Annotated in this window: 14 protein-coding genes; 9 read left to right on the top strand and 5 right to left on the bottom strand. The window is 51.6% G+C overall.

Features of this window, described 5'->3' with window-relative positions; translation table 11 throughout:
* Positions 1-21 precede the first annotated feature (21 nt).
* Both FH871_RS17310 and FH871_RS17305 read left to right on the top strand, forming a co-directional pair.
* Positions 22-879 (top strand): AraC family transcriptional regulator, encoded by an 858-nt coding sequence (locus FH871_RS17310; protein ID WP_138992671.1) that lies wholly within the window; start codon positions 22-24, stop codon positions 877-879.
* 63 nt (positions 880-942) lie between these two features.
* Entirely contained in the window at positions 943-1,935 is a 993-nt protein-coding gene (locus FH871_RS17305; RefSeq protein WP_138992670.1) for an aldo/keto reductase, read from the top strand.
* Between the two features lie 120 nt (positions 1,936-2,055).
* Here the strand turns inward: FH871_RS17305 and FH871_RS17300 are convergent, their stop codons facing one another.
* A complete protein-coding gene (locus FH871_RS17300) occupies positions 2,056-3,048 on the bottom strand; it encodes a glycoside hydrolase family 43 protein (protein WP_138992669.1) in 993 nt (330 codons plus the stop codon).
* Between the two features lie 269 nt (positions 3,049-3,317).
* Between FH871_RS17300 and FH871_RS17295 the strand changes: the two genes are divergently transcribed.
* Both FH871_RS17295 and FH871_RS17290 read left to right on the top strand, forming a co-directional pair.
* Positions 3,318-4,022: a response regulator transcription factor gene (locus FH871_RS17295; protein WP_138992668.1), complete on the top strand. Its 705-nt coding sequence runs from the start codon at positions 3,318-3,320 to the stop codon at positions 4,020-4,022.
* Positions 4,023-4,039: 17 nt separating this feature from the next.
* Complete coding sequence (locus FH871_RS17290) at positions 4,040-5,074, top strand: cell wall metabolism sensor histidine kinase WalK (protein ID WP_138992667.1); 1,035 nt, start codon at positions 4,040-4,042, stop codon at positions 5,072-5,074.
* Here the strand turns inward: FH871_RS17290 and FH871_RS17285 are convergent.
* Positions 5,071-5,622 carry a DNA-3-methyladenine glycosylase I gene (locus FH871_RS17285; RefSeq protein ID WP_138992666.1) on the bottom strand — a complete coding sequence of 184 codons (552 nt, stop codon included), beginning with the start codon at positions 5,620-5,622 and terminating at the stop codon, positions 5,071-5,073. The two genes, FH871_RS17290 and FH871_RS17285, sit on opposite strands and share 4 nt — an antisense overlap.
* Positions 5,623-5,860: 238 nt before the next feature.
* Between FH871_RS17285 and FH871_RS17280 the strand changes: the two genes are divergently transcribed.
* Together FH871_RS17280 and FH871_RS17275 are read left to right on the top strand one after the other, a co-directional pair.
* Positions 5,861-6,580, top strand: coding sequence for an RluA family pseudouridine synthase (locus FH871_RS17280; RefSeq protein WP_114408732.1), 720 nt, complete (start codon positions 5,861-5,863; stop codon positions 6,578-6,580).
* Positions 6,581-6,644: 64 nt separating this feature from the next.
* Positions 6,645-6,944, top strand: coding sequence for a Dabb family protein (locus FH871_RS17275; RefSeq protein WP_138992665.1), 300 nt, complete (start codon positions 6,645-6,647; stop codon positions 6,942-6,944).
* Positions 6,945-6,995: 51 nt separating this feature from the next.
* On the opposite strand, the gene FH871_RS17270 is transcribed toward FH871_RS17275, so the two are convergent.
* The gene (locus FH871_RS17270; RefSeq protein ID WP_138992664.1) at positions 6,996-8,207 is read right to left on the bottom strand and encodes a regulatory iron-sulfur-containing complex subunit RicT; all 1,212 of its coding nucleotides are present in this window, start codon (positions 8,205-8,207) and stop codon (positions 6,996-6,998) included.
* Between the two features lie 474 nt (positions 8,208-8,681).
* Here FH871_RS17270 and FH871_RS17265 point away from each other — a divergent pair, with 474 nt between their 5' ends.
* Positions 8,682-10,127, top strand: coding sequence for an APC family permease (locus tag FH871_RS17265; RefSeq protein WP_138992663.1), 1,446 nt, complete (start codon positions 8,682-8,684; stop codon positions 10,125-10,127).
* A 9-nt stretch (positions 10,128-10,136) separates the two neighbouring features.
* On the opposite strand, the gene FH871_RS17260 is transcribed toward FH871_RS17265, so the two are convergent.
* On the bottom strand, positions 10,137-11,012 hold the full coding sequence (locus tag FH871_RS17260; protein WP_138992662.1) for an AraC family transcriptional regulator: 876 nt from the start codon (positions 11,010-11,012) through the stop codon (positions 10,137-10,139).
* Between the two features lie 448 nt (positions 11,013-11,460).
* Positions 11,461-12,675 (bottom strand): proline dehydrogenase family protein, encoded by a 1,215-nt coding sequence (locus FH871_RS17255; protein ID WP_212768242.1) that lies wholly within the window; start codon positions 12,673-12,675, stop codon positions 11,461-11,463.
* Positions 12,676-12,820: 145 nt separating this feature from the next.
* On the opposite strand from FH871_RS17255, the gene pruA reads away from it, so the two are divergent.
* Both pruA and FH871_RS17245 read left to right on the top strand, forming a co-directional pair.
* Positions 12,821-14,452, top strand: coding sequence for an L-glutamate gamma-semialdehyde dehydrogenase (pruA, locus tag FH871_RS17250; RefSeq protein ID WP_138992661.1), 1,632 nt, complete (start codon positions 12,821-12,823; stop codon positions 14,450-14,452).
* A gap of 504 nt (positions 14,453-14,956) precedes the next feature.
* Complete coding sequence (locus FH871_RS17245; RefSeq protein ID WP_171062869.1) at positions 14,957-18,073, top strand: SusC/RagA family TonB-linked outer membrane protein; 3,117 nt, start codon at positions 14,957-14,959, stop codon at positions 18,071-18,073.
* Positions 18,074-18,077 lie beyond the last annotated feature (4 nt).

Here is an 18,077-nt window from a genome sequence, read left to right as displayed (position 1 = left end):
TATTTTCTTTACTTTTATCGTATGCAAAACGTTGAATCACTTCTTACAATCAATAGACAAAATAACAAACTCGCCATCCGCATTATTTCGCCTACATTCGGTCATCTCCCTCCAGACATCGCCCAACGATACGGTCTTACACACCGCAAACCACACTATTTTTTTCTCTTCATGCTGGCAGGCCACACCCAACACGGCGTCGATCTCCAGCAGTTCGAGATCAAAGCCAATGAGCTCCTTTTTATCCTGCCTCACCAAATCCATCGACTGCCAGCTACCAAAGAAGGTACTGATTATTTCAAGCTGGGTTTTGATGAAAACTGTCTTTCTCTTTTACCCAAACACTATCCCTTCCTGGTCAACCCGTTCAACCAGCAAAAAATACAGTTTACCGCACCAGCGGCTGCCCGCTTAAAAGCGATCTTTGAAATACTGCTCAACGTATTAAGTACCATAGACACCGATCCTGATCTCATTTTGGCCCATCTCAATAGCCTGTTAACCGAAATCAATAGGGCTTATTTTTCTGTCGACAAAAGTCCCGCCGACGACAACCTTTCCAACTACATCCGTTTCAAACGCTTCGTCGAAGACAACCTGACCGATCATACCTCCATCCAGGCGATTGCCCAAAAACTCGCCCTCAACACCAACCGTTTATATACCATTGTGAAGCACTATTCCGGGCTTTCTCCCAAAGCGTTCATCACCAACCGCCTGATTTTAGAAGCTAAACGTCGTCTATACTATTCAGAAAGTTCCATCAAGGAATTGGCCTACGACCTGGGTTTCAACGATCCTGACTACTTTTCCCGTCTGTTCAAAAAAGTAACGGGCCAAACCATCGCCACCTTCGTTCAGGATTTGTCCGGGAACTAATCCGTTTTGTCCAGTTCATTCCCTGCTGTTCTCCAGACCTTTGTTCTCGTACTAACAAGCAAAATGATGAACAGAAGATTAGGAATAAATGGCCCGCTGGTGTCGGCAATCGGTTTAGGCTGTATGGGCATGTCGGGTGCTTACGGACCAAGCGACGAAAAAGAATCGATCGCTACCATCGAAAGAGCCCTCGAACTGGGCCATAACTTTTTGGATACGGCCGATTACTACCGCCTGGGCCACAACGAGGAACTCATTTCCCAGGCCATCAAAGACAAAAGGGAAAAAGCTTTTCTATCGGTAAAAACGGGGCAGTTGGTTACTCCTGGACCTGACGGATCGATGACACCTGGTCCGGTCTGCGGCCACCCTGATTACCTTCGCAACGCGGTGTTTTACAGTCTCCGCCGTCTCAAAACCGATTACATCGATCTCTACACCCAGGGACGGGTAGATCCAACGGTTCCGATCGAGGAAACGGTCGGTGCCCTGGCTGACTTAGTCCAAAAAGGGGTGATTCGTTACATCGGCCTCTCGGAAGCATCGCCCGATTCGATCCGTAAGGCCGCTGCCGTACATCCCATCACCGCCTTACAGATCGAGTACTCGCTTTGGAGCCGCGATATAGAAGCCGAAGTGCTGCCAACCATTCGAAAATTGGGGATCGGGCTGGTTGCCTACGCCCCGTTAAGCCGGGGCTTTCTAAGCGGGGAAATTAGAACGCCCAATGATCTCAAGGACAGTCGGGTCAACATGCCCCGCTACCAGGGTGAGAATTTTTACAAAAACCTGGCGCTAGTTGAACAGATTAAAATGCTGGCCACTGAAAAAGGCTGTACGCCCACTCAGTTAGCCATTGCCTGGGTGCTGGCTCAGGGTGACGATATCATTACCATCCCCGGTACCAAACGGATCAACTATCTGGAAGCAAACATAGCCTCTGAAAACGTGCAACTCAACCGGGAAGACTTGCAGAGCATTGAAGCGATCATGCCAGCCGGAATCGTTTCAGGTACCCGCTACCCGGAACGATTTATGAATGCCCTGAATCGGTAAACGATTCTTTCCGGGTGCAGGATATCGCCCAAATCAAATATCAAGGGTAATAGCCGACCATAAGGCAAAAAAGGGTTTGCCTTATGGTCTTCCCAAAAACGGGGAAATGCCAGCGCATCCCTAAGGCAAATACGGCTTCCCGACCACCAGTTTATCGCCCGAAAAGTCTACTTCGAACAAATGCGGAACCCGGTGCGTACGACCGTTAGTGCTTTTATGACTGTGAAGCGACATCAACCAGTTGCCATTCAGGGTCCGAAACAACATGCCGTGACCGTAATTGGGTGGGGTGATGGGCTCTTTTTCGTGAAGCCAGGGACCATCCAGCGTGCCGCTTTTCGAATAGGCAATGCCTTGTGTATAGACATCCCCGATCCAACTCGTCCACAGCATGGCCAGCCTGCCGGTTCCGGTACGGAATAGATACGGCCCGTCCGTCACTTTGTTGGGGCCGGTTCCGCCATTCTCACGACTCCAGGGGCTTTCGCTGGCCCGAAACAGCAGCTTTCCTTCGCCAATCGACCCGCTTAAATCCGGTTTCAGTTCGATTTTTTCAATGGTCCCATTCAGGTTTTGCAGCCATTCATAACAATAAACCATATACGGTTTTCCGTCCTTCTCCACCCACAAGGTGCCATCCAACGTTGGCTTGTCGGCAGGCAGATAGGTTGGATCTTTCATCGGAACGTAAGGCCCTTCCGGTTGATCGCTCACCAGAACATGACTGGCACGACGCTCGATGATATTCTCGCCGACCGTATCGATTTTCACCGCCCGGTTGGTGAAGGTGGCAAAATAGTAGTATTTGTCTTTGTACTGATGGAGTTCGGCCGCCCAGATCATCGGGTTCGGCCCCATCCAGGAGGCAGGGTCCGTCCGGGTTACTTTGAAAGGGCCGGTCCATTTTTTCAGGTCTTTGCTTTTCCACAGCATGCCCCCCGTACCGGTCATGTAGTACGTCGATGTGTTTTTATCCGCCAGAATAAACGGGTCGCTCAGGCGAATGGAATCCAGCGGCACATCCTGCCGGAGCACAGGTGTCCGGTTTTGCGAAAAAACCGGAGTCAGATGAACGGTAAGCAGGGCAACGATCAATACGGCTTTTTTAATCATGGGGCTGCGGTCTGATAATGATCGGTTATTTCATTTCTTTTCAGCGATTTATCACGCTAAATGTATCACTATTTTAGTCGTTTTAAACGGAAGAACCAAAGAATCCCTTCCGGTTTGACCGTGTACTTACCCGCCCATTTTTTAATTACTTTGTATTGTGCGGGGTAACACCATTTCGTGTTAAGTTTTTGTTAACAATAGAGTTAACTTCGTAAAATTGCTGACACAGCGCGTACCTTCGATTCCAAATTACACCAACAAACCTGAGAATGAGTGCCACGAAGAATTCCCAACAACTCCACCGTGTGCTGGTGGTCGACGACGACCCCGACATTGTCGAGCTGTTGCAATACAATCTGGAGAAAGAAGGGTACGACGTCCGCACCGCGCCCGATGGCCGAAAAGCCCTCGATACCGCCCGCTCGTTTGTTCCCGAACTGGTGTTGCTCGATATCATGATGCCGCAACTCGACGGCATCGAAACCGGTCGCCAACTCCGCAATTTGCCTGATCTGCGCCAAACGTTTATTCTTTATTTAACCGCCCGCTCCGAGGAATATTCGGAAGTAGCCGCCTTTGAAATCGGGGCCGACGACTACATTACGAAGCCCATCAAACCACGCGCGCTGATGAGCCGCATCAACGCCCTCTTCCGGCGCGAAGCCCAGAAAGCCGATCCGGGCGAGAAAATCGAAATCGGCGGGCTGGTCATCAACCGCCTGAACTACACCGTGACGACCGGCGACAAAACCGTCGTGCTGCCCAAAAAAGAGTTCGAACTGCTGTTTTTCCTTGCGCTGTCGCCCAACAAAGTATTTGGCCGGGAAGAGTTGCTGCAAAAAATCTGGGGAGTCGATATCTACGTCCTCGAACGCACTGTCGATGTACACATCCGGAAACTGCGGGAAAAAATCGGCGAAACCTACATCAAAACCCTGAAAGGCGTCGGGTACATGTTCAATGATGAAGGTTAAGCGATTATCTTTACTTCATGTCGCTTAGCCCCCGCATTGCTGCGTTTCTGCTGGCCGGTCTGATTTCGGTCCTGACGGTCGTATTTCTGACGTTTGTGGAAGGCGTCACGCGCAGCATGTTGTTTGTGGTGGCGATTTCGTCGTTGATCGTTTCGTTTTTCCTGATTCTGTACGCCATCGAAATTCTGGTGTATCGTGAGGTCAACAAACTCTACAAAACCATCCACAAACTGCGCATCAAGGATTTCACAATTTCCCGGACTACCATCGTTAAAAACAGCAATCCGTTCAAGAAGCTGAACGACGAGATTTTTGTCTACGTGGCCCGCAAACAGAAGGAAATCGAGGAACTCCGGCGACTCGAACAGTTCCGGCGTGAGTTTCTGGCCGACGTTTCTCACGAATTGAAAACGCCCATTTTTGCGGCACAGGGCTTCGTACACACGCTCATCGACGGGGCCATCGACGACGAAACCGTTCGGGATAAATTTCTGGCCAAAGCCGCCAAAAGCCTCGACGGGCTGGATGCGCTGGTGAAAGACCTCGTCGCGCTGTCGCAACTGGAAACCGGCGAGGTGAAGATGCATTTTGAGCCGGTGGATATTTACCAGATTACGCTGGAGGTGTTTGAGCAACTGGAAAATAACGCGCTGGCCCGGCAGGCTTCCTTAAAAATCAAGTCCGACCAGCCCGGCGGTATTCTGGTCAAAGCCGACCCGCAACGCATCACGCAGGTACTTACCAACCTGATCGAAAACGCCATTAAATACGGCAACAACGGCGGCAAGGTGGTGGTCAGTTTTGAGGAGGAAAAGAAGCAGTACATCATTCAGGTGCGCGACAACGGCCCCGGCATTCCGCCCGAACACCTCAACCGCATCTTCGAGCGGTTTTACCGCGTCGACAAAAGCCGCTCGAAAGAACGGGGCGGCACCGGACTGGGACTCGCCATTGTGAAGCACATTCTGAACGCCCACAAATCGAAAATCACGGTGATGAGCAAGCCGGATAAAGGCACCGTGTTCAGCTTTAAACTCGACAAAGCCGATTAACGCCCCACGGCCCATAACGGCTTGTTTTCCAACACTTTTTCAAATACCGGACAGTCGGCCGCATGGGCGCCGGGCAGATAGCCGATGCTCATCAGGAATTCGTTCACGATTTCCCCGCCGGTAAAGCGAAACGTTTTTTTGAACAGCTTCACCCATTCTTCCCTGGTTTTGGGATGGTGAAGTTCCAGCCAGTTTTCAAACGAACCGTGTTCTTTCTGCAGTTCCAGGATGGTTTTGGCGTTTTCGATGGCGGCATTGACTTTCAGCCGGTTGCGGATGATGCCTTCATCGGCCAGGAGTCGTTCGCGGTCGGCGTCGGTGTAAGCTGCAACTTTCTGAATGTCGAAATTGTCGTACGCCCTTCGAAAACCGGCTTCCTTTTTCAGGATCGTTTCCCAACTCAAACCGGCCTGATTGATTTCCAGCACCAGCCGGCAAAACAGCTCGTCGTCATCATGGATCGGAAAACCGTAGAGATGGTCGTGGTAGGCTTTGTGGAGCGCCTTTCGGTCGGCGGTCATGAAATTGATGGCGGTGCAGTACGACATTGGAAAACGGATTGGTCAAATTTTAATGTAGCCCGCCCGCCGGTTGAAATCGGGGGAAAACCGGGAGCTGGATCAACACCTGATCCGGTTATTGTACGACAAAGTTATCGGATTGTGGCCGAAGAACGGTGTCCAATCGCTGTTGATTGTACCCGAAATAACACTGCCATTCACCCGGTTTTTCGACAGGGAATCTTTTTGGCTTGGATAGCATTCTGTTGTTCAGGACCTTTGTACTATGAAACTGAATTTTGAAGATCTGATTGTTTTCGAGAACGACGACTATATTTTAATCAATAAACCGGCGAATATCGCTTCGCTCGACGAACGGAATGCCGATAAGTCGCAGAGTATCCTGCGCTTAGCCAAAGCCTACCACCCCGACGCCCAGCTCGGCCACCGCCTGGACAAAGGCACGTCGGGCATTCTGGCGATTGCCAAAAACCCAGCGGCCTACCGCCATCTGGCCATGCAGTTCGAACACCGGGAAGTAACCAAACGCTACCACGCCGTTGTGGACGGTATTCACGATTTCGAAGGTATTTCGGTGTATCTGCCCATTTCGCCCATCAAAGACGGAACGGCGGTGAAAATAGACCGGCAAAAAGGGAAAGAGGCCGAAACCATTTTCAATACGCTGAAAGTATACCGGATGCATACGCTGATGGAGTGTCTGCCGATTACTGGCCGGATGCACCAGATTCGGGTTCACCTGATGTGTTTGAAAGCCCCCATTGCCAATGATCCGACGTATGGTGGAAAACCGGTTTTTCTGTCGGATCTGAAGCGGAAATTCAACCTGAAAAAAGATACCGAAGAACAGTCGCTCATTCAGCGCGTGGCCCTGCACGCCCGCTCGCTGACGTTTACGCTGCTGGATGGTGAACGAACGATTTTTGAAGCGCCCTATCCGAAAGATTTCGAAGTATTGGTAAAGCAGTTGGAGAAAAATAGTTAGTTTTCAGGCTCAATGTAGCGTTAACTCCTAAAACCGTACCGGCGAACCGGTCGAAAAAACAAGCATGTTTGTTCATACCGTATATTTCTGGCTCACGAACCCCGAAAGCAACGACGACCGCCAGGCGCTCCGCGCCGGCCTTGAAACGCTCAAAGGCATTACGCATTTTGAAGCGCTGTACATTGGCAAACCCGCCGATACGCGTCGGCCCGTCATCGATCATTCCTACGACTGGTCACTGACCTATATTTTCAGTGATCAAGCGGCCCACGATGCGTATCAGGAAGATCCCATCCACCTGAAATTTGTGGAAACCTGCGCACGGTACTGGAGCAAGGTTCTGGTGTATGATGCGGTAGAATAAAACCCATCTTGGGAAAATGAAAAACCGGCCTTCCGACCGGTTTTTTCATTGTTAAGCTTTTCCGTTCTCCGGGCGGGCGTTCGAAGCCGACGGCTCACCACCACCACCGGATGACGGTTTTTTCTTCTTCCGTTTTTTCTTCCGATCGCTGCGGTCGCTGAATTTTTTGTCCAGTTTCTCCAGATCGCTGTTGAGGGAGTTCAACCCTTTGGCGGTTTCTTTCCGCTCGGCCATCGGCTCCAGCAGGTCGAACGATTCGGGAATAATGCCCTTTTTGTTCAGTTCCTGAATCTCCATGACGCGCGCGATGGGCAGCGGATACCAAGTGCTTTCGGTGCTGTAGCCAAACCACATGATCCGCCGGAAAATGTCGGTTTTCTGGAGCGACGCCCGGCCTTTCTGGGTTTCCAGCGGTTTTTCCACCTGCGGAATATCGCGCAACGCATCCACGTACGTTTCGAGTTCGTAGTTCAGGCAGCACTTCAAACGGCCACACTGCCCCGATAACTTGCTGGGATTCAGCGACAAATTCTGATAGCGAGCCGCCGAGGTCGTAATGTTTTTGAAATCGGTCAGCCAGGTGGAGCAGCACAATTCGCGGCCGCAGGAGCCAATACCGCCCAGTCGCCCGGCTTCCTGCCGCAGGCTGATCTGCCGCATTTCGACCCGAATTTTGAATTCGGCGGCCAGAATCTTGATCAGTTCCCGGAAATCGACACGCTCGTCGGACGAGTAATAAAACGTCGCCTTCGTGTTATCCGACTGGTATTCAACGTCGGACAGTTTCATGTTCAGCTTCAGTTCCTTCACCACCTCGCGGGTGCGGTACATCGTCGTCAGATCGCGGGCGATGGCCTGCTCGTGTTTTTCGAGGTCTTTCTGCGAAGCCACGCGGTGAATCACTTTCAGGTCGTCGGAAAACGGGATGTTTTTCTTCAACATCTGCAAGCGAACCAGTTCCCCCTGGAGCGACACGCAGCCGATGTGGTAGCCCGTCTGCATTTCACAGACAACGTAGTCACCCGTCGTCAGATCGATCTGGTGCGGGTTTCGGTAGTATTCCTTCCGGCCACCCTTAAACTTTACTTCTACGGCTGCATCGTACCGGCGTGTGGAGGGCGTCTCCATGTTGCTCAACCAGTCGAACACATTCATTTTATTGCAACCGCCGGTGCCACAGGCCCCATTATTCTTGCATCCGCCCACGGCTCCGGTCGCGGTTTTGGTCCCACAACCGCCGGTCGTACATGATTTGCATCCCATAACCCTTATATAGTTAAGAGTTAGGGGTTAAGAGTTAAGAGTTGAAAATTAAGAGTTAAAATAAGGCTATCGCGCTCCGTTTAACTCTTCACTCTTCACTCTTCACTCTTAACCCTCAACTCGTGATCGTGCGGGCGGCCCCGCTTCTTTTTGTGCCTTCATCCGGATCACATTTTATATAGATCCAAATTGGGCGGTGAACACTGTACTCAACCGGTTCACGCCGTTCATGGGCCGGTCAACCTCAAAATTATACCCTAAATTAATAAAAAAAGGCATAAACGGTTGCATGAACCCAACGACTCCGGGCAGGTTGGGCAGAAACCCCATCCATGATCACATGAAAACGGTTAAAATATGTTTAGGATTGACTAAAACCGGAGGTATTTGGCGGTTACAGGCCACTTACCTTTGGATAAATAGTTAAGACATCCACTTTACCCGGCGTCGACACCGTTTTCCCGCTTTTCTTTTATGCAAGAACATTCGGCCTTCAAGCCTTCCCTGCGATTAATCGATGCCACGATGCTGGTGGCCGGCAGCATGATCGGTTCCGGTATTTTTATTGTCAGTGCCGACATTACCCGCAACACCGGCAGCGCGGGCTGGCTGATGGCCGTCTGGCTGATCACCGGTTTCATGACCCTGACGGCGGCCCTCAGTTACGGCGAATTGAGCGCCATGTATCCGAAAGCGGGCGGGCAATATGTATACCTGAAAGAAGCCTATAATCCCCTCATCAGTTTCCTATACGGCTGGAGTTTCTTCACCGTCATTCATACCGCCACCATTGCCGCCGTAGGCGTGGCGTTTGCCAAATTCACCGCCTATCTGTTGCCCCAATTCAGTGAAGACCACATCATCTTCGACCTGAACTTTCTGCAAATCTCGGCGGCACAGCTTCTGTCAATTCTTATTATCGTTTTACTCACCTTCATCAACACCCGCGGGGTCAACAGCGGGAAACTCATTCAAACGACTTTCACCCTGGCCAAACTGCTGAGCCTGCTGGGTCTCATCGTATTCGGGTTTTATGCGATCAAATCCGATGTCTGGCAAGCCAACTGGACGAACGTCGACATCTGGGATTTACACAAACTCAGCCCCGACGGAAGCGTTGAATCCTATACCACGCTGGCGGCTTTCGGTGCCATTGCGGCCGCGATGGTCGGATCGATTTTCAGCAGTGATTCGTGGCATACCGTCACCTTCATTGCCGGCGAAATCAAAAATCCGCAGAAAAACATCGGGCTCAGTCTGGCCCTGGGCACCATCATCGTCACGGTGATTTACCTGCTTACCAACATCATGTATACCGGCGTGCTGTCGTTGCAGGAGATTGCCTCGGCCGACAAAGACCGGGTGGCCGTGACGGCGTCTCACGTCATTTTCGGCAATGCCGGAACCACCATCATTGCCATCATGATCATGGTTTCCACGTTTGGCTGTAACAACGGCCTGATTCTGGCCGGAGCGCGGGTGTATTATTCCATGGCCAAAGACGGCTTGTTTTTCCGGAAAGTGGGGCAACTGAACAAAAATTCCGTACCCGGTTTTGCCCTCTGGATTCAGTGCCTGGTGGCCTGCGTCTGGAGCCTGAGCGGCCGTTATGGCGACTTGCTGGATATGATTTCGTTCGTGGTTGTGGTTTTTTACATGCTGACGATTGCCGGGATCTTCATCCTGCGAACAAAACGCCCCGACGCACCGAGGCCCTACAAAGCCGTTGGCTACCCGGTTTTGCCGGTTCTATACATTCTGATGGGCCTCGCGTTTTGCCTCCTGTTGATTATCTACAAACCCACCTATACCTGGCCCGGACTCATCATCACCCTCACCGGTATCCCGATTTATTTCCTGATCCGGAAAAACCGGAATACCGGTGAGAAGCTCCCGGAAACGTTCGAAAAACAGATCTAAACCGTTGCCTTACTTGCTCTTGTATTCCCGGATGTAGTCGCTGGGCGACATGCCGGTGGTTTTTCTGAAAACCCGGTTAAAATTGGTGGCACTGTTGAACCCGGTCGAATAGGCAATGCTGGAAATGCCGTCGTTGCTGCTGTTGATAATTCGTTTACAGGCTTCGTTGATCCGGATTTCGTTCAAAAACGTGTTGTACGTTTTGCGGGTGTGCTTCTTGAAGTATTTGCAGAACGCGTGCGGGGTAATGTGTGCGATGTCGGCAATTTTATCAAGCGTAATGGGCTCTGCATAATGATCGAGCGTATACTGGAAAACGTCATTCATCCGCATACCGTCCGAATCCGAAAATGAATAATCGGCGAAACCGGTTTGCAACGACTTCCACCCCTTTACTTCCTTCGAAAAATATTGGAACAACTGAATAACCGCCAGCAGCCGGTCCAGATTGGTTTTGTCTTCCAGGGATTTCAGGATTTTGGCAACGTATTCGGTGTGTTCGGCCGGCAGTTGCAGGCCATTCTGAATGAGATCGAGAAACCGGCTGATCGACTCCATTTCGGGCAGAGCCAGAAAGGCTTTCGGAATCCGTTCCAGATCGAAAAAGATGTGGATCGCGTGGGCATTCCCAAGCCGTGGATTCGTAAAATGCCCCGGCTCCGATTTGAACATGTGGGGCTGGTTCGGCCCCAGAATGTAGACTTCATTAGGCCGGAAAGCCTGGCTGTAGTTCCCCACCATCAAGGTACCTTTCCCCTTGAGGATAAGCGTGATCTGGAGTTGTTTATGCCGGTGAAAATGGTTGTAAAAATGAGCCAGGAAGTCCTCGTCTACAATTACGGAATCCTCTTTGGGGGCAGGCGGAGTAAATTGTAGTACTTTCATACAGTCAAATCGGGTAATTGTTTAACCATTAAACATCAAAATAATACAATTAGAGATGGCAAGGCCTTTACAATGACCGGCAAAATGAACAATTTTACAACTTTACTTCATTTAACGGTTGTTTTACGAAGTATATACCAATATTATCATTATTCTATATATTTTACAAACTAGCGGATAATATTTGTTGATTATTGGCTAATACTGTTACAAAAGTTCGTCCGTAAACCACATATCGGAATAGTATCAAAGTATTACCGAAGTTCATTTTTCACTCTTGAAATGATTACAATTTCCAAAGTTTACCAGGCGTCCTGAAAACGGGAACAAATCGCTTGATGAAGGCCGTGTTATCATACTGAGCGGGCTACGATACCGCTGACAGGGTCTTTGGCCGCTGTCGGGGTATCGTAGCCCGCTCAGTATGATAATTCGAAAACCGAACCGGTTATAACTTTCTTCTGGCCACTTCTTTCCGGATCAGAAATAACTCCCGGCTGGTTTGCCCGGCCACCGAACTATTTTCCTGCGCCCGTCGCATCAAATACGGAATAACGTCGGCGATGGGTCCATACGGAAGATACTTGCTCACGTTGCAACCCATTTTGGCGAGGTTGAACGTGATGTGGTCGCTCATGCCGAAAAGCTGGGAAAAATGAACGTGCGGGTGGTTGAGCGGCAGGTCGGCATCCAGCAGTTTCCCGACGGTGTGTTGCACGCTGTGTTCATTGTGCGAAGCTACAATCAGCGAATTTCGGTCGAGATGATTCAGGCAGAAATCAACCGCAGCGTTAAAATCCCGGTCACTAGCCGCTTTATCGGGCTGGATCAACACGGTTTCATTGCGCTCCAGCGCCCGTTTTCGCTCTTTCTCCATGTAGGCTCCCCGAACGATTTTGACACCCAGAATGGCTTTGCGGTTTTGGGCCAGCGCAAAGCTCCGTTTCAGAAAGTCAAGCCGGTCGTGGCGGTATAGCTGGACGGTATTGAAGACGACGGCGGCCTTTTGGTTGAAAACCGTCATCACCTGCATTGTCAGCGCATCGATCGTATCCTGAATCCACGATTCTTCAGCATCTATTACTATTCCAATGTTGAGATTAGCCCCCGTTTCGCAGATTTCAACCGTTCGGCTGACCACCCGCTCCCATTCCTGCTTTTCGGAAGGAGTCAGCGAACCGGTATCGATCTCGACGGTCTGATCGGTCAGCCGAACCAGGGGGTTCAGTTTTTCCAGTAAGGCAAATCGCGCCAGGCCCGTAATCTTGATGCCCATCAACGGCACATTGGGACGGGTAGCGGCAAACCGAACGACCCGAATGAACTCTTCCTTCGTCCGGTCGAAGTCGGCTTCGGTTTCTTTGCCTTCCGCCCCATAATCCAAAATGGCCTGCACGTTGAACCGGGCAAGCGTTTTGATGGTATCTATCGTTTGATCAAGGCTTTCCCCACCAACAAATTGCTCAAAAATGGTGGACCGGATCAGGCCTTTGACCGGCAGATTCCATTTTACGGCCAGGGAGGTAAGCCCCGCTCCCAGGCTCACCAGCCAGTTTTGATTCATCAGGGTGAACATCACCTGCGCTTTCCGCAACTGCTGATCGGTTTTATAAGCAAAAGCATCGGCCGTATTATCCAGGTCTATTTTCGTTCCGTTTTTCATCGTCTGTATTTTGTCCCCTAATGTATAGCGGGAATTTCGGGTATGGCGGTTTTGGCAATTTTGGATGACATTTGGACAATTTTGGATGCAAAGGAAGAACCGGGGCACAATACCTTTGAAGGACTGATTTAATCACCAATTGTTTATGTCAAAAGGATTTTTCCGTGTTCCGGAACCCCAAAATGAACCGGTTTATTCGTACGCACCCGGGACTCCCGAACGAGCCAAATTGAAGGAAGCCCTGGCAAGCGCCCGGGCGCAGGAAGTGGACATTCCTCTCTACATCGGAAATCGCGAAGTCCGAACGGGTACCAGACGAGCCATTCGCCCCCCCCACGACCATCACCATATTCTGGGTTATTACCACGAAGGCGATGCCAGCCACGTTCAGGAAGCGATCGAAGCCGCCCTCACGGCCAAGCCCCGCTGGGAAGCCCTGCCCTGGGAAGAACGCGCGGCTATTTTCCTGAAAGCCGCTGAACTGATCGCCGGGCCGTATCGCTATAAAATCAATGCCGCCACCATGCTCGGCCAGTCGAAAAATGCCTACCAGGCCGAGATCGACTCTGCGTGCGAACTAATTGACTTCCTGCGGTTTAATGTTTCGTACATGGCGAAAATTTACGACATCCAGCCCAACTCCTCACCGGGCGTCTGGAACCGGCTGGAACAACGCCCCCTGGAAGGCTTCGTGTTTGCGCTGACGCCCTTCAATTTCACGGCCATTGCAGGCAACCTGCCGACTTCAGCGGCCATGATGGGCAATGTAGTGGTTTGGAAGCCGTCCGAAAACCAGGTGTATGCCGCGCAAGTGATCATGGACGTGCTGAAAGAAGCCGGTTTACCCGGTGGCGTCATCAACCTGATCAACGTGGACGGCCCCGTTGCCGGAGAGGTTATTTTTAGCCATCCTGACTTTGCCGGCATTCACTTCACGGGTTCAACGGCGGTTTTTCAAACCATCTGGAAAACCATTGGTAATTCCATCGCTACTTACAAAAGCTACCCGCGCATTGTGGGCGAAACCGGCGGGAAAGATTTTATTCTGGCGCACCCCAGTGCCAATGTAGAATCCGTTGCCACGGCTTTGGTGCGGGGTGCGTTCGAATACCAGGGACAAAAATGTTCGGCGGCTTCCCGCGCCTATTTACCGGCGTCGTTGTGGGCGGCTATCCGGGAAAAAGTGGTTCAGGACCTGAGTACGATCCAAATGGGACCGGTCGAAGATTTCGGCAATTTCGTGAATGCCGTGATTTCCGAGCGTTCGTTCGACAAGCTGGCCCGCTACATCGATCAGGCTAAAAACGACGAGGGCGTTGAGATCGTGGCCGGTGGATCGTATGACAAAACCGTTGGCTATTTTATTCAACCGACGGTTTTGCGGGTCGATGATCCGCAGTACGTGACGATGTGCGAAGAACTGTTCGGCCCGGTTTTGACGGTCTACGTCTACGAAGATGACGAATATGAAACCATGCTGGATGTTATCGATAAAACGTCCATCTACGCACTCACCGGATCGATCCTGTCCGGCGACCGGTATGCCATCGAACTGGCGACCAGTCGCTTGCGGAATGCTGCGGGCAATTTTTACATCAACGACAAACCCACCGGTGCGGTGGTGGGTCAACAGCCTTTCGGGGGCGCGCGGGGATCGGGAACGAACGACAAAGCCGGTTCCGAGCTGAACCTGCTGCGGTGGGTGTCGGCCCGAACCATCAAGGAGACCTTTGATGCTCCCAAAAACTACCGCTACCCTTTTTTAAATCCCGATTGATCGGTCCCGCGAATCTTCACTTGTTGCGGTGAATGTACCGGTATGACAACCCCGTCATACCGGTTTTTTTAGATAAAACGGGGATTTGTTTTCACCTTTTCCCGATTCAGGAGGCATTTTGAAAAAACCGGAATTTATAATTTTAAAGCCCGCCACTTTTCCAAATTGACCGAATATTATTCTACAATAAAAGTAGTTAATGAGCAATTCTTTGGAGGCTTAACAAAAATTGTCTATTGATAAATAGATTTTAGCCGAATCCCCCTACCCCTCTTTCGGGAAAGAAAATGTTGCTTTTCTTTGTTTGAGAACACCAAACCGTGGCGTTCCGGATGCGCTGAATCAGGCAGAGTTCTGGTACCGATCAATCCGACCGACGCAGGCCAAGAAACCTGCAGACTCCGACCTGACTGGCATTCTGGACTACTCAGCATGCAATTAACCCCAATCATACCGTAGGTGACTATGAAGCAATCTATCCTATCAAACCGTGGCCCCCTGACCATGCTTATCGTCTTTTTCTGCCTGCTGGCAGGAAGTAGGGCCGTCGCAGGTGGGCTTCCCGCAAAATTGGCGGATATTGAAGTCAATGGTGTTGTGACTTTTAAAGAGGATGGCAACCCGCTGCCGGGGGCGTCTATTTTAGTGAAAGGCACCACCAATACCGGCACCATCACGGATGCCAACGGTAAGTTCCGGCTTTCCGTCCCCGAAAACGCCACGCTGGTGGTGAGCTACATCGGTTTTCTGCCCGTGGAAATTCCTGTCAACGGACGGAGTACGATTTCTATTGCGCTGGAATCAGATGCGAAGCAACTGAGTGAGGTGGTCGTCACGTCGTTCGGGATTGCCCGCGACCGGAAAACGCTGGGATACGGCGTCAGTGAAGTGAAAGCCGAACAACTCAGCCAGGCCCCGACCACGGACGTAACCAACTCACTGGCCGGAAAAGTGGCCGGGGTTCAGGTCACCGGTGCGGGCGGTGGTTTTGCCGGTTCCAACGTAACCATTCGCGGTTTCTCCACCTTTACGGGTAGCAACCAGCCGCTGTACGTGGTCGACGGGATTCCGCTGGACAATTCCGGGGGAGGCAATTCCGTCAATACCGGCGTGGTGAACTCCAGCCGGATTTCGGACATCAACCCGCAGGACATCGAGAGCGTCAACGTCCTGAAAGGGGCGGCTGCTACGGTTTTGTACGGTTCGCGGGCGGCTTCGGGTGCCATCCTGATCACTACCAAAAAAGGCAAGAAAGGCGTCAAAAAGCAGATTTCGTTCTCGACCAATGTCGCCGTCGGAACGGTGAGCCGGTTTCCAAAATTCCAGAACGAATACGCACAGGGCAGCAACGGAAATTACATCAACAACGTGGCCGGTTCCTGGGGACCGCGGATTGCGGGACAAACGGTAACGAACTGGTTTGGCGAGTCGGAAACCCTGCAGGCCTATCCGGACAACATTCGGGATATTTTGCAAAGCTCCATTTCTTCGCAGAATGACCTGAGCTTTTCAGGCGGCACTGACAAATATGATTACCGGGTTTCCTACGGTTTTTCGGCCGAAACCGGGCTGGTTCCGAACAACAAACTGAACCGGAACAACCTGTCGGTGAATGCCGGGACGCAATTGACGGACAAATTCAGAATCTCGACCTCGTTCTCCTACGCCAACAACGTCTCCGACCGGACGCAATCCGGGAACCAGGGAGCGAATTCACTCTGGCGGGGGATTTATACACCCCGCAGCTACGATCTGACCAACAAACCGTTTCAGGATGCCGCCGGGAATCAATTGTGGTTTGCCGCCGAAGATCACCCCTACTGGTCGCTGGAACACATTAAAAACCACCAGGAAGTAAACCGGTTTTTCGGAAATGTGAACCTGAAATACGATATTCTGGACTGGTTGCAGGCCGATCTGAAAATTGGTACGGATATTTTCAACTTCACCACCAAAGGGTTCGACGACAAAGGTGTACGCAGCAATGCCAACACCAACTCGGCGGGCGCCGGTGGGGTGCTGGACCGCTCGCAACTGATCCGCAACCTGAACTCGTATTTCACACTGACCGGAAACCGGAAAATCACCCCGGACATCAACCTGATTGCAACGGTTGGGAACGAAATCATTTCCAACTACAACAGCGAAATGCAGAACATCGGTCTGGGGATCGTTGTGCCGGGTTTCGACAACATCAAAAACTTCCTGACGTTCAACCCGACCTCTTCCGTTACTGAGCAACGGGCTGTTGGGGTGTTTGCTGACCTTGTTTTCGACTACAAAAGCTGGCTTTCGGTGAACGCCAAAGCACGGAACGACTTCTCTTCTACGCTGGCTCCGGGCTATCGGTCCATTTTCTACCCGGCCGTTGCCCTCAGTTTTGTGCCAACGGAAGCGTTTCCTTCATTGAAATCGAAAATCCTGTCTTCGGCCAAAATCCGGGCGAACATAGGTGAGGTGGGTAAGGGAGCCAGCCCCTACGCCATCAACACCTATTACGGCAGGGCGAGCGCCGGTGACGGTTTGGGGTCAACGGCCGTCAACTTTCCGTTTGGCGGACTGGCGGGGTACACCTACGACAACAGCACGGGGAATCCGCAGTTGACGCCGGAATTTACGCGTGAAATCGAACTGGGCGCGGAAGTAACGCTGTTTAACGGTCGTCTTTTCATCGACGGATCGGTTTACAAACGCGACAGCCGCAACCTGATCTTCTCGGTTCCGGTGCCTTCCACCTCCGGTTTCACCAGCCTGGTGACGAACGCGGGTAAGCTGTCGACCAAAGGGATCGAGTTGCTGATTTCGGGAAATCCGATCCAGAAAGAAAACTTCAGCTGGGAATCATCCCTCAACTTCACCAGTTTCCGGTCCATCGTGAAAGAACTGGCACCGGGCGTCGCCAACATCTCGATCGGCGGCTTTACGTCACCCAACATCCGGCTGGTGTCGGGCGAGGAATACGGTCAGATCTGGTCGAATGCCTATCAGCGGGATGCACAGGGTCGCATGATCATCGGCGCCAACGGCTTGCCCAAAGTAACGACGGCGGTGCAGCGGGTCGGCAATCCGAATCCACGGTTTACGGCCGGTTTCACCAACACGTTCAATTACAAGAACTTCAGCCTGTCGTTCCTGCTCGATTACAAACACAAAGGCGATCAGCTTTCCCGTACCATCGGCGATTTGCGCATCAATGGGGTGGCCGCCGAAACGGCCGAATTCCCCCGGTTTAACGCCGACGGTACGCCCAACCGGCCCTACATTTTCGATGGCGTTCGGGAAGACGGCACGCCGAACACAATTGGCGTCACGGCGCAGCAGTACTACAGTTTGCAGGGCAAATATGTGGCCTGGGAAGGCTACGTGCTGGACGCTACGTACCTGAAACTGCGGGAAGCCAACCTGACCTACAAAATTCCGGCGTCCGTTCTGGATCATGTAAAATTCATCAAAGGACTTCAATTGTCGGTATACGGTCGGAATCTCTTTATTCACGCCCCGAATTACCCCCACCTCGATCCGGAACAAAACCTGCTGGGTGTCAGCAATGCGCGCGGTCTGGAGTTTGGCATCCAACCCACCGCCCGGACCATCGGCGGAAGTTTGAGAGCGACGTTTTAACGGG

Origin of the sequence: Larkinella sp. C7, from assembly GCF_006149005.1 — a bacterium.
Lineage (GTDB): Bacteria > Bacteroidota > Bacteroidia > Cytophagales > Spirosomataceae > Larkinella.
This window is presented reverse-complemented; position numbering and strand designations above follow the sequence as displayed.

Bases quoted from the DNA above. Each gene is read 5' to 3' on its own strand.
- FH871_RS17310 (WP_138992671.1), top strand. From the start codon at position 22: ATGCAAAACGTTGAATCACTTCTTACAATCAATAGACAAAATAACAAA.
- FH871_RS17305 (WP_138992670.1), top strand. From the start codon at position 943: ATGATGAACAGAAGATTAGGAATAAATGGCCCGCTGGTGTCGGCAATC.
- FH871_RS17300 (WP_138992669.1), bottom strand. From the start codon at position 3,048: ATGATTAAAAAAGCCGTATTGATCGTTGCCCTGCTTACCGTTCATCTG.
- FH871_RS17295 (WP_138992668.1), top strand. From the start codon at position 3,318: ATGAGTGCCACGAAGAATTCCCAACAACTCCACCGTGTGCTGGTGGTC.
- FH871_RS17290 (WP_138992667.1), top strand. From the start codon at position 4,040: ATGTCGCTTAGCCCCCGCATTGCTGCGTTTCTGCTGGCCGGTCTGATT.
- FH871_RS17285 (WP_138992666.1), bottom strand. From the start codon at position 5,622: ATGTCGTACTGCACCGCCATCAATTTCATGACCGCCGACCGAAAGGCG.
- FH871_RS17280 (WP_114408732.1), top strand. From the start codon at position 5,861: ATGAAACTGAATTTTGAAGATCTGATTGTTTTCGAGAACGACGACTAT.
- FH871_RS17275 (WP_138992665.1), top strand. From the start codon at position 6,645: ATGTTTGTTCATACCGTATATTTCTGGCTCACGAACCCCGAAAGCAAC.
- FH871_RS17270 (WP_138992664.1), bottom strand. From the start codon at position 8,207: ATGGGATGCAAATCATGTACGACCGGCGGTTGTGGGACCAAAACCGCG.
- FH871_RS17265 (WP_138992663.1), top strand. From the start codon at position 8,682: ATGCAAGAACATTCGGCCTTCAAGCCTTCCCTGCGATTAATCGATGCC.
- FH871_RS17260 (WP_138992662.1), bottom strand. From the start codon at position 11,012: ATGAAAGTACTACAATTTACTCCGCCTGCCCCCAAAGAGGATTCCGTA.
- FH871_RS17255 (WP_212768242.1), bottom strand. From the start codon at position 12,675: ATGAAAAACGGAACGAAAATAGACCTGGATAATACGGCCGATGCTTTT.
- pruA (WP_138992661.1), top strand. From the start codon at position 12,821: ATGTCAAAAGGATTTTTCCGTGTTCCGGAACCCCAAAATGAACCGGTT.
- FH871_RS17245 (WP_171062869.1), top strand. From the start codon at position 14,957: ATGCTTATCGTCTTTTTCTGCCTGCTGGCAGGAAGTAGGGCCGTCGCA.